The sequence below is a fragment of the Luteibacter sp. genome (genome assembly GCF_051958795.1).
In the GTDB taxonomy this organism is placed as follows: Bacteria; Pseudomonadota; Gammaproteobacteria; order Xanthomonadales; family Rhodanobacteraceae; genus Luteibacter.
Window position 1 is genome coordinate 1 of sequence record NZ_JBQCFT010000146.1, and the last position, 10,739, is coordinate 10,739.

Annotated in this window: 12 protein-coding genes and 1 pseudogene; 8 read left to right on the forward strand and 5 right to left on the reverse strand. The window is 67.5% G+C overall.

The genetic code is table 11. The annotated features are described in order from the left end of the window. From ACTHLF_RS07910 to ACTHLF_RS07920, 3 genes are all read left to right on the forward strand, one after another. On the forward strand, positions 1 to 1,166 hold a 1,166-nt coding region (locus ACTHLF_RS07910), incomplete at its 5' end, for a YihY family inner membrane protein (protein ID WP_440326362.1). Beyond that, positions 1,163 to 1,627, forward strand: coding sequence for a TlpA family protein disulfide reductase (locus tag ACTHLF_RS07915; protein WP_440326364.1), 465 nt, complete (start codon positions 1,163 to 1,165; stop codon positions 1,625 to 1,627). The genes ACTHLF_RS07910 and ACTHLF_RS07915, both read left to right, overlap by 4 nt. Position 1,628: 1 nt before the next feature. Continuing rightward, complete coding sequence (locus tag ACTHLF_RS07920; RefSeq protein WP_440326366.1) at positions 1,629 to 1,898, forward strand: acylphosphatase; 270 nt, start codon at positions 1,629 to 1,631, stop codon at positions 1,896 to 1,898. 94 nt (positions 1,899 to 1,992) lie between these two features. On the opposite strand, the gene ACTHLF_RS07925 is transcribed toward ACTHLF_RS07920, so the two are convergent. Further along, on the reverse strand, positions 1,993 to 2,439 hold the full coding sequence (locus tag ACTHLF_RS07925) for a copper chaperone PCu(A)C (protein WP_440326368.1): 447 nt from the start codon (positions 2,437 to 2,439) through the stop codon (positions 1,993 to 1,995). A gap of 4 nt (positions 2,440 to 2,443) precedes the next feature. Further along, the gene (locus tag ACTHLF_RS07930; RefSeq protein ID WP_440326370.1) at positions 2,444 to 3,055 is read right to left on the reverse strand and encodes an SCO family protein; all 612 of its coding nucleotides are present in this window, start codon (positions 3,053 to 3,055) and stop codon (positions 2,444 to 2,446) included. 81 nt (positions 3,056 to 3,136) lie between these two features. On the opposite strand from ACTHLF_RS07930, the gene ACTHLF_RS07935 reads away from it, so the two are divergent. After that, the gene (locus ACTHLF_RS07935; protein WP_440326372.1) at positions 3,137 to 3,526 is read left to right on the forward strand and encodes a DUF423 domain-containing protein; all 390 of its coding nucleotides are present in this window, start codon (positions 3,137 to 3,139) and stop codon (positions 3,524 to 3,526) included. Positions 3,527 to 3,655: 129 nt separating this feature from the next. On the opposite strand, the gene ACTHLF_RS07940 is transcribed toward ACTHLF_RS07935, so the two are convergent. Genes ACTHLF_RS07940 through ACTHLF_RS07950 form a run of 3 tightly spaced genes read right to left on the reverse strand, consistent with a single transcriptional unit; the run spans position 3,656 to position 6,277 of the window. Beyond that, positions 3,656 to 3,844, reverse strand: a complete 189-nt coding sequence (locus ACTHLF_RS07940) for an Arc family DNA binding domain-containing protein (protein WP_440326373.1) — start codon at positions 3,842 to 3,844, stop codon at positions 3,656 to 3,658. Between the two features lie 3 nt (positions 3,845 to 3,847). After that, positions 3,848 to 4,717, reverse strand: coding sequence for an SPFH domain-containing protein (locus ACTHLF_RS07945; RefSeq protein ID WP_440326375.1), 870 nt, complete (start codon positions 4,715 to 4,717; stop codon positions 3,848 to 3,850). A 54-nt stretch (positions 4,718 to 4,771) separates the two neighbouring features. Next, positions 4,772 to 6,277 (reverse strand): transglutaminase-like domain-containing protein, encoded by a 1,506-nt coding sequence (locus ACTHLF_RS07950; RefSeq protein WP_440326377.1) that lies wholly within the window; start codon positions 6,275 to 6,277, stop codon positions 4,772 to 4,774. A gap of 125 nt (positions 6,278 to 6,402) precedes the next feature. Between ACTHLF_RS07950 and purT the strand changes: the two genes are divergently transcribed. The 4 genes and pseudogenes from purT to ACTHLF_RS07970 form a co-directional block, all read left to right on the forward strand. Then, complete coding sequence (gene purT / locus ACTHLF_RS07955; RefSeq protein ID WP_440326378.1) at positions 6,403 to 7,584, forward strand: formate-dependent phosphoribosylglycinamide formyltransferase; 1,182 nt, start codon at positions 6,403 to 6,405, stop codon at positions 7,582 to 7,584. 65 nt (positions 7,585 to 7,649) lie between these two features. After that, positions 7,650 to 9,362 (forward strand): tetratricopeptide repeat protein, encoded by a 1,713-nt coding sequence (locus ACTHLF_RS07960; RefSeq protein WP_440326380.1) that lies wholly within the window; start codon positions 7,650 to 7,652, stop codon positions 9,360 to 9,362. A 6-nt stretch (positions 9,363 to 9,368) separates the two neighbouring features. Then, positions 9,369 to 10,202 (forward strand): SDR family oxidoreductase, encoded by an 834-nt coding sequence (locus tag ACTHLF_RS07965; protein ID WP_440326382.1) that lies wholly within the window; start codon positions 9,369 to 9,371, stop codon positions 10,200 to 10,202. An 88-nt stretch (positions 10,203 to 10,290) separates the two neighbouring features. Next, a pseudogene (locus tag ACTHLF_RS07970) lies at positions 10,291 to 10,739 on the forward strand (penicillin-binding protein 1B); the annotation flags it as partial.

Genomic DNA, 10,739 nt, shown 5'->3' on the forward strand with positions numbered 1-10,739 from the left:
CGTACACCACGCTGGTGTCGCTCGTGCCGCTCACGGTCGCCGTATTCGCCATCCTTTCCGCGTTCCCCGTGTTCGCCGAATGGCGCGGCAGCCTGGCCAATTACGCCTTCCAGAATTTCGTGCCGGCCACCGGCATCAAGATCCAGGAGTACATGCTCGCGTTCGCCGACAAGGCGAGCCAGCTCACTGGCATCTCGATCCTGGTCATGCTGTTCAGTGCGCTGTCGATGATGGTGAGCATCGAGGACCGCCTCAACCGGATCTGGCGTGTGCGCAAGCCACGCGGCTGGGGCTCGCGCCTCTTGCTGTACTGGGCCGCGCTGACCCTCGGCCCCATCCTCGTGGTTGGTGGCCTCGTGGCCTCGTCTTACCTCACCGCGTTGCCCATGCTGCATGACGCGGCCGACCAGATCGCCACCCAGGCCGGTCTGCTGAACCTGCTGCCCTTCGTGATCACCTTCATCACGCTGGTGCTCATGTACACCATGGTGCCGAACCGGCGGGTGTCATGGCGGCACGCGGCCATCGGCGCGCTGCTGGGCGCGGTGCTGTTCGAAATTGGCCGCTGGGGCTTTACCGAGTTCATCCGTAATGCTCCGACGTACGAGGAGATCTACGGCGCTCTGGCCGCGATCCCGATCTTCCTGCTGTGGATCTACCTGTCGTGGATCATCGTGATCCTCGGTGCCTCCATCGCCGCATCGATCTCGGCGTTCGAGTACACGCGGCCGCACGATGCCCTGCCCGAAGGCGCTGAGTTCATCGGCCTGCTGGTCGTGCTGCAGCATTTCGTCACCGCGCAGCGCAGCGGTGAAAGCGTGGATCCGGCATCCGTTCGCGTCCTGGAGCCCTACCTGCCCAGCAACGCGATCGCGTGTTATTTCGAAGACCTGCAGCGCGCCGACATGATCCAGCGCTGCGAAAGCGGTGGATGGATGCTGAGCCGCAGCCTCGATGCCACCGAGCTTCTCCGGGTTTACCGTTGCACCCAATACCGCCTTCCGCTGCACCCACGCGAGCAGGTCGAGCGGCTGGACATCCAGCTCCCGGCGGACCTGCTGGTGCTGCTCGACCAGCTCGCCGCGGCGCTCGATGCCACGCTGGGTGCACGGCTCGACCAGCTATTCCCTCCTCCTACCGTCCCCAACGAGGATGCCACCGCATGATCCCCCGCCTGTTCGCCGCCCTGGCGCTTGCTGTCGCCGTACCCGCCATGGCCTCCACCGCCACGCCCGAGCTCAAGGTCAAGACGCTCGATGGCAAACCGTTCGACCTGGCCGCGCAGCGCGGCAAGTGGGTCGTGGTGAATTACTGGGCTACCTGGTGCGTGCCCTGCATCAAGGAGATGCCGGATATCTCGGCATTCGTGCAATCGCGCAAGGATGTCACCGCGATCGGCCTGGCGTTCGAGGACACCGACGCGAAGGACATCAAGGCATTCGTCGACAAGCACCCGGTCGTGTACCCGATCGCCCAGGTCGACGTCATGGCACCGCCCAAGGACTTCGACAGCCCGAAGGGCCTGCCGACCACGTACCTGATCGCACCGGACGGCCATGTGGCCAAGCGCTTTATCGGGCCGGTGGACGCCGCGAAACTCAACGAGGCTATCGCCAGGGGGAAATGAGATGAACGCCGTGCGATTCATCGTGAGGGGCAAGGTGCAGGGCGTGTTCTTCCGCGCCTCCGCACGCGAGCAGGCCGTGAAGCTGAAGCTCACCGGGCATGCGCGCAACATGATCGACGGCAGCGTCGAAGTCGTGGCCTATGGTGATGCCGCGGCGATCGACCAGCTCGAGGTGTGGTTGCACGATGGGCCTGCGACGGCCGAGGTGCAGGAGCTGTTCCGCGAGGAGATCGGCGCGCACGACGTGCCGGCGGAGTTCCTGACAAAGTAGGAGCCCACCCTGTGGGCGACATCTTTCGCGATGTCGGCACAGGGCCTGCGGCTCTCCCGCGAAAGGCGTCGCCCACAGGGTGGGCTCCTACCGATCAGGGCCCCGTAGCGTTCGCCGGCTTCGCGACAAACGTCACCGGCAAGGTCGTTCCATCCGACAGCGTGAACGTCACGACGACCTTGTCACCCGGCTTCACCGCATGCTTCGGCTCCATCAGCATGACGTGGTAGCCGCCTGGCGCGAACGCGACTTTTCCGTTCGCAGGCACCGGCACCTTGTCGACCATCTCCATGCGGCCCATGCCGGTCTCGGTGCTGCTCTTGTGGATCATGGCGTCGCCGTAGTCGGCGCTGGCCGCGCCTGTTACCGCGACGCCCGTGCCAGCCGTGTTCTCCAGCGTGACGTAGCCGCCGGCGGGCAGGTTGCCCGGCAGCACGCGGATCCATGCGTCGCTGGCTTTCACGCTGGTGCTGTCAGCGGCCTGCGTGGTGCCGGCACCCATGGCGAGCAGTGCGGAAAGGATGAAGAGGGACGGCTTCACGGGATCAGGGCTCCAGGGAGGTGAGCAGATGCAGGTCGTGGACGATATCGTCCTGCGATGCCGACGGCGTGGCGAGCAGGCGGGCCTTGCCGTTCGCGTCGAAGATATAGATGGCCGAGCTGTGGCTCACTTCGTAGTTGCCGTCCGCGCGGTCCGGCTCGCGGGTGAAGGCCGAGCGGTAACGCTTGGCCAGCGCTTCCACATCCGCCTGTGAACCGACGAGGCCGACCGCGCGTTTGTCGAACGCATTGACGTAGGTGTGCATGACCTCAGGCGTATCGCGAGCCGGATCCACGCTGACAAAGAGAATACGCACCTTGTCCGCCGGCGCGCCCAGGCGATCCAGCACCACGTGCAGCTGCGTCAACGTGAGTGGGCACACATCCGGGCAGTGGGTATAGCCGAAGTACATGATCGCGACCTTGCCGCGGTAGTCGGCGCCGTTGACGGCCTTGCCGTTATCGTCGGTGAGGCGGAAATCGAGATCCGGCAGGTGACCGGCGACGTCGTTGAGCCGCCATTCCGGCTGCGGTTCGCGCTGGCAGGCAGCAAGCGGGAGCAGGGCGGCGAGGGCGAGCAGGGCCAGGAAGGCCCGGCGGCACGGGGACGGCTTCATGCGACACTCCGGGGATCGATCCGCCGAAGCATACGCCACCCGGTTGCGTGCACGGCATGGCTACCCCTGGGAAACGCCTGAATGCGACAACCTGTCAGTACCACCACCGCGCTACTCACGGGCCTGGCGGGCGCCAGCGCCGTGGTGTTTGGTGCCTTCGGCGCCCATGCCCTGCGCGGCCACCTCGATGATGCGGCGCTGGCGACGTGGCACACCGGCGTCGAGTACCACTTCTGGCATGCGCTGGCGCTGTTCGCCGGTGTGCTCGGACTACCCGCGGGGCGCGCCCGCCATACGGCGCTGCTGTTGTTCGGCGCGGGTATCCTGCTGTTCTCGGGGAGCCTGTACGCGCTGGCGCTGGGCGCGCCGCGTTGGGTCGGCGTGATCACGCCGCTCGGCGGCGTGGCTTTCATCGTCGGCTGGATCGCTGCGGCGATGGCGCTCAGAAAAATCGCAGCCACATCTCCGTAGGAGCCCACCCTGTGGGCGACATCTTTCGCGATGCCGCCGCAAGGCCTGTTGCTCTTTCGCGAACGGCGTCGCCCACAGGGTGGGCTCCTACGCGATCGCGCGCAAGCGCGCTCCCACAAGTGCCGGGGGTCAATCTTCGGGGTCCTCAATCGGCTCGATCTTGCCGGCCTTCATCCGCCCCGAGCGCCGTAGCGCATCGCGCAACACGTATTCGATCTGCGCGTTCACCGAGCGCAACTCGTCGTCGGACCATTTCTGCATGGCCTCGAGGACGGCTGCGCTGATGCGCAGCGGGTAGGCTTTTTTCTCCGCCGCCACGCGTCAGCTATACAGCGACCCGGTGTTCACCACCGGCTGCGTCGAGCGGTCGCCGCAAAGCACGACCAGCAGGTTGGACACCATGGCGGCCTTGCGCTCTTCATCCAGTTCCACCACACCTTGCTCACGCAGTTGCTCAAGAGCCATGGCGACCATGCCGACGGCACCTTCAACGATGCGGTTGCGCGCGGCGACGATGGCGCTGGCCTGCTGGCGCTGCAGCATCGCCTGGGCGATTTCCTGCGCGTACGCAAGGTGGCTGATGCGCGCCTCGACCACCTGCACGCCGGCCTTCTGCAGGCGAGCCTCGATTTCGCGGCCGAGGTGGTTGTTCACCTCATCGCCATGGCTGCGCAGGGAAGGGCGGCCATCATCGTGGGTGTCGTAAGCGTAGCTCTGCGCCATCTGGCGCAAGGCCGATTCGCTCTGGATCTGCACGAAGTTCTCGTAATCGTTCACGCAGAACACGGCTTCGGCGGTATCCACCACCTGCCAGACAACGATGGCGGCGATCTCGATGGGATTGCCGTCGTTGTCGTTAACCTTCAGCCGGCTGCTTTCGAAGTTGCGCACGCGCAGGCTCACCGGGCGGCGCGAGTAGAACGGGTTGGTCCAGCGCAGGCCCTCGCGCCGCTCCGTGCCGCTGTAGCGGCCGAACAACTGCATCACCTGGCCCTGGTTCGGCTGGACCTGGAAGAACCCCTTGGCGAGGAAGGCCAGCAGCCCCAGGAACAGGGCGCCGCCGAACGGCATCATCGGCTGCCCGTGCATGTCGGCGCCCTTGAGAATGAAGGCGACGGCCGCGAGGCCGGCCAGGAAAAGGACGACAAGCGACGGAATGCCGGGCAGGGACGCGGCAGGACGTTCGTTCATGGCGATGGGCCCCTTGGGATGTAGAGGCGATGATATCTAATTGATATCAGTCATTCAATCGGCGCCTGCCGCGCCCTTTCCACCGGAACCGCCCGCGGCGCCAAAGTCGCCGCCCGCCGGCGGCATGTCCATGAGTGCTGACGCCGGCGTGGCCCGCTCCATGCGGATGTTGCCCAGCACGCTCATGGAGCGGAAAAAGCGCCAGGGGTCGCCGCTGCCGGTACCGAGGGCGATATGGGTGGAGTCGAACCGGCGTTCGGCCGAATCGAAGCTCACCCAGCGGTTGCCCAGCCAGGCCTGGGTCCACGCGTGCGGGATGAACACACGCGAGGCACCACCAAAACGGTCCACGTACACGATGCCGGTGACTACGCGGGTCGGGATGCCGAGTGATCGGGCCAGCGCGGTCAGCAGCACCGCATGCTCCGTGCAATCGCCGCGGCGGCTGTTGATCGTCTCGAGCGCCGAGGCATAGCCAACATCAAGGCCCTTCTCGGTGATGTAATCCGACATGTACGAGCGCAGGCGACGCATGCGTTGCAGGTCGCTCGTGGCGTCGCCGACCACGCGTTTCGCCAGCGCGATGACCTCGGGCGCATCGGATTGCACCCACGGGTTCGGCGCGGTGTCTTCCTGGCTCGGGCCGGGCTCGTCACTGCGCGGCACGGCGAAGCCCACATCGACCTGGTAGAGGTCGTCGCCCATCTCGTGGACATGTTGCTCGTCGGTTTCGATGAACGGATTGAGGTGATTGCCGCGCACGCTGATCAGGTAGCGCACCGGTGCGAGCCTCAGGTTCGCCATGGGGCGCGGCGCGCCCACCATGGCCGCGCGCAGCAGGTCGACATCCTGGTCCGGTGCATTGGCGCAGGCGGCGTCGCAGGCCGCCATTTCCAGGCGAAAACCAAGGAGCGGGGCGATGCCCCGGCGAACATCGCCATGGTCATTCACCCAGATGTCGACGTATTGGGTGTTCTTCGAGCCGGCGAGGGTCTGGCGCAGGTGGTGCAGCGTCTCGCGCCCTTGCGGCAGGTCGATGGTTTCATCGCCCACGACGACGACATCGACCGTGGCGACCTGTTGTTTCACCGGATCGAAGTTTCGGGTCTGGTAGGTGGTGCCGGGGCGGAAACCCCTGCGGACCATGTTCAGCCGCTGGCCCTCGACGAGCGCCGCGCCCGTCGGCCAGATCAGCAGGTTCACCCTGGACTGGCCCCCGACCGTGTTCGCGACCTGGAACGCACCGTCGTCGCGGACCTCGCCCTGCACGGAGTTTTCCTGCGAGGACATCGAAGATCTGGCGTAGAAGGCGAGCGGGGTGCCGCCGGACGACTCGACCGAGCGAACCTCGGTACGCATGGCCAACGGGGTTTTGATCCGTGTCAGGCGGAAATCCAGGACCTGCGACGTCGTGACCTTGTCCTGGTCCGGCTCGCGTTCGATTTTCAGCTTGCCGACCTTGCGACCGTCCAGCATGACGGTCATCCAGGTTTCCGTGGCCAGCGCGCACGCCGGGGCCAGGCACAGCAGTACGGCGAGAACAGCGCGTGAGCGTCTCATGGGCGTACTTCCGGATTGTCGGGGACACCTGCATCACACCACGTTCACCGCCCGAGTCAAGCCCCCCATTCGTAGGAGGCCCGGACCGCTAGAATGGCGGCTCTCCCGACCGGATCCGACCACCCATGCATACCTTCGGCACGCCCCGCACCCACAACGCCCTCAAGGTGCTCCTGCTCGGCTCGGGCGAACTCGGGAAGGAGGTCGCGATCGAGCTGCAGCGGTTCGCCGTGGAGGTGGTCGCGGTGGATCGCTACGCGAACGCGCCGGCCATGCAGGTCGCCCACCGCAGCCACGTCATCGACATGCTCGATGGCGCGGCGCTGCGCGCGCTTATCGAAGCGGAAAAGCCCAACCTCGTCGTGCCCGAGATCGAGGCCATCCACACGCCGACGCTGGTCGCGATGGAGCAGGAGGGCCTGAAGGTGATTCCCACCGCGAACGCTGCCTGGCTGACGATGGATCGCGAAGGTATCCGCCGGCTGGCCGCCGAAGAACTCGGCCTTCCGACCTCTCCTTACCGCTTCTGCGACACGCGCGAAGCCTTCGATGAAGCGATCGCGGCGCTCGGCACCCCGTGCGTCGTGAAACCCGTGATGAGCTCCTCGGGCAAGGGCCAGAGCGTGGTGCGCACGCCCGCCGACGCGGGCCATGCATGGGACTACGCGCAGTCCGGTGGCCGCGCGGGCAAGGGGCGCGTCATCGTCGAAGGCTTCATCGATTTCGACTACGAGATCACCTTGCTCACCGTGCGCCACCGCGATGGCGTGTCGTTCTGCGCGCCGATCGGCCACCGCCAGGAAGACGGCGACGACCGCGTATCGTGGCAGCCACAGCCGATGAGCGATGCCGCGCGCGCGGCCGCGGAGCACCAGGCCGATGCGATCACCGCAGCCCTTGGCGGCTGGGGTGTGTTCGGCGTGGAGTTCTTCGTGCGCGGCGATGAAGTGATTTTCTCCGAGGTCAGCCCGCGCCCGCACGACACCGGCCTGGTCACGCTCATCTCGCAGGACCTTTCCGAGTTCGCCCTGCATGCGCGCGCCATCCTCGGCTTGCCCGTGCCGGAGATCCACATGTTCGCCCCTGCCGCCTCCTGCGCCGTCCTGGTGGAAGGGGAGGGCCATGCGCCGACCTACCACGGCATCGCCGAGGCGCTGGCCGAGACCGGCACGATGTTGCGGATCTTCGGCAAGCCGGAAGTGCGCGGCCGCCGGCGCATGGCGGTCACGCTGGCCCGGGCGGCGACGGTGGACGAGGCGCTGGAAAAAGCGAAGCGGGCGGCCAGCCGCATCCGCGTCGAGCTTTAAGCGCCTACAACGTCCGTTCACGCCCGAATGTTAAGCTGGCCCGCTCCTATGGACGATGCATGGCCATGAGCGGACGCCGCGACCCCCACGAACGCACCGAGCCGACGCTCGGTCGCCTGGATGACCTGGACAAGCCGGCGCCGCCGGTGGACGACGGCTTGCCGCACCTCGTCGTCGACGAACGCCGTCCGGGCGGGGCCATGCCGCCGCCGCGCTCGCGTACCCCGCAGGGGCCGCGCAAGCGCGGCTGGCTGATCCCGGTCCTTGTGCTCGCCCTCATCGGCGTAGCGACCGCGCTGTACCTGCAGCAGGATCGCCTGCGCAACCTGGTGCCAAGCACCGAGCTCAACGACACCCTGTCCCAGGCCAATGCGGCGCTCGATGCCGGCAAGCTCGACGGCACGCAGGGCGATAGCGCACGCGAACTGTTCGAGAAGGCGCGTGACCAGCAGCCGGACAGCGACCAGGCGCGCGATGGCCTGCGCCGCGTGGGCCAGGCGGAGATCAGCCGGGCGGATGCGGCGCTGACGGCCGGCCGCCTCGACGAGGCCGAGGCCGCGCTCAACGTGGCGCGTGAGCTGCTCGGCGGCGGCAACGACGTCGAACAGCTCTCACAGCGCCTGTCGCAGGCGCGGAACCCGCAGCAGCAGACCGACTCCCTCGTCGAGCGGGCCCAGCAGGCCCTGGCCGCGGGCAAGCTCGATGGCGACGATGGTGCGGGGCCGCTCTACCGCCGCGTGCTCGACGCCGACCGCAACAACGCCGTGGCCGCACGCGGCCTGGACAAGGTGGGTGACGGCCTCGCCGCGCAGGCCCGGCAGGCGATTTCCGACAACGACCGCGCCAAGGCGAACGCCATCGTCGACCGCATCGCGATCCTCGTGCCCGGCTACGGCGACCTGCCGTCGCTGCGCGCCGCGCTCGCGGAGAACCGCAAGCAGGATGACCAGGCGGTGGCCACGCTGGTGCAGCAGGGAAACGAGGCCATGCGTGCCGGCCGGTTCACCGGTGAAGGTGATGACAATGCCCTGGCCCGGTTCCGCGCGGCGCTGGCGGCGGATCCGGACAATGCCGATGCGAAGGCCGGTCTCGGCCAGGTCGCGCAGGCGCTGATCGTCCAGGCCAACGCGGCGATCGACAGCGAAGATGACGACCAGGCCAATCGCCTGCTCGACCAGGCGGCGAAGCTCGCGCCGAAGTCGGCCGAACTCGCCGCCGCACGCGCACGCATCGCGGGCGGCGGTAAGTCAACGGCCGCGGCCTCCGCCAGTGGTGGCAATCGCCTGCCGGTCGCGGGCGATGACACGCCGGCCGAAGCATCCATGGCGGTGAGCCCCGAACAGAAGGCCCGCGTCAACGCGCTGGTCCGTCGTGCGCAGCAGGCGGCCGCGCGCGGCGACATCATGGACCCCCCGGGCGATAGCGCATACGACCTCTACCGCAACGCGCTTTCGATCGACGGCAACGACGCCTCGGCGCGTGCCGGCCTGCAGGGGCTGCCAGGCCAGGTGGAGACGCAGATGCAGCAGGCCGTCGCGAACGGGAACGTGCGTCGTGCGGAAGACCTTTACGCGACGCTCTCGGACCTTGCGCCGGGCGATGCCGCGCAGGGCGACCTGCGCCACAAGCTTGGCAGCGCATGGATTGATAACGCCGTGCAGCGCGCCGCACAGGGTGACCGCCAGGGTGCCTTCCAGTCGCTGGACCGCGCGCGCCGCTACGCGCCCGACGATCCGCGCCTGCAGAGCACCTACGAACGGATTGCGACGGGCCGCTGACCGGGCATGACGGTTTTCGTCATCGGCGCCACCAGCCAGATCGGTCGCTTCCTGCTACCCCGACTTGAAGCCGCGGATGTCGCGTGGATTGGCCTGAGCCGGTCGGCAACCGAGGGGGACCGCCGCTGGCTGCGCGGAGGGCTCCCCGACGCCATGCCGCCGATGCCACCGGTCACTGCCATCCTGTCGACCGGGCCGCTGGATCACCTCGCCACCTGGCTGACCAACACACGGCTCGAGGGGACGCCGCACATCATCGCCACGTCGTCGATGAGCGCGGAATCGAAGCGTGAATCGCAGGTGCCGCATGAGCGCGAACTCGCCTCGCGCCTGCGTGCCGCGGAGACGCGGCTCATCGCGACCTGTGCATCGCGAGGGATGCCCTGGACGCTGTTCCGGCCGACCCTGGTCTACGGCATCGGCATGGACCAGAGCATCACCCCCATCGTCCGCGCCGCGATACGGCGCCGGGTGTTTCCCATTCCCGCCGCCCACGGCCTGCGCCAGCCGGTCCATGCGGATGACATCGCGGCGGCGTTCGTGGCTGCACTGGCCAACGCGCGGGCGCGTGGCAAAACCTTTCCCATCGGGGGTGGCGAACGTCTCAGCGTGGCCGAGATGTTCCGCCGAGCCCGCCGGAGTGCGGGTTCGGCGACCTTGCCCGCGCCGGTACCGCGGATGGCCCTCGCACTTGCAGCGAACTTCCGCCCGGATCTTCGCGGTGCGCTGGAGCGACTCGATAGCGACCTGATCGCCGACAATACGGAGCTGGAAGCGGTGCTGGACGTCCATCCACGTCCGTTCCGACCTGACCCCACCACCTGGGGCGGCGCCCCCTAGCCATCGCCCTGCCTCTTTCCGTTCAGATGTCCGCCGGGATCGTGCCCCTATCATCCGGTGACGTCCCTTTCCCCAGGATCCTCCCGCGTTGGCATTCCTGCACCGTCTCGGTTCTCTCCTGCGCGCCAGCTGGCCGTGGCTGCGTATTCCCTTCTGGCTCGTCATGGGCCTGCTGTTCGGGTTCCTGCTGCCGTACACGCTGATCCTCAACGCCCGCCTGCAGGATCGTTTCAACGACCTGGTGTTCGCGGTGCCAACCCGAGTCTACGCACGCCCGTTGCTGCTGGAACCGGGCAGGGCGATGTCGCCGGCCGCGCTGGAACTGGAACTGACCTTCGCGGGCTACACCGCCGACGGTGCCGGCAAGGTCCAGGGCAGTTATTCGAAGAACGGCTCGCGTTTCATCATCAACTCGCGTGGCTACGCGGGCCCGGATGGCGGGGAGCTCGCCCACCGCCTGCGCGTCGCACTCGCCGATGGGCAGATCGCGTCCGTCGTCGACGACGCGAATGGCAAGCCGATCAAGGCGATCCACCT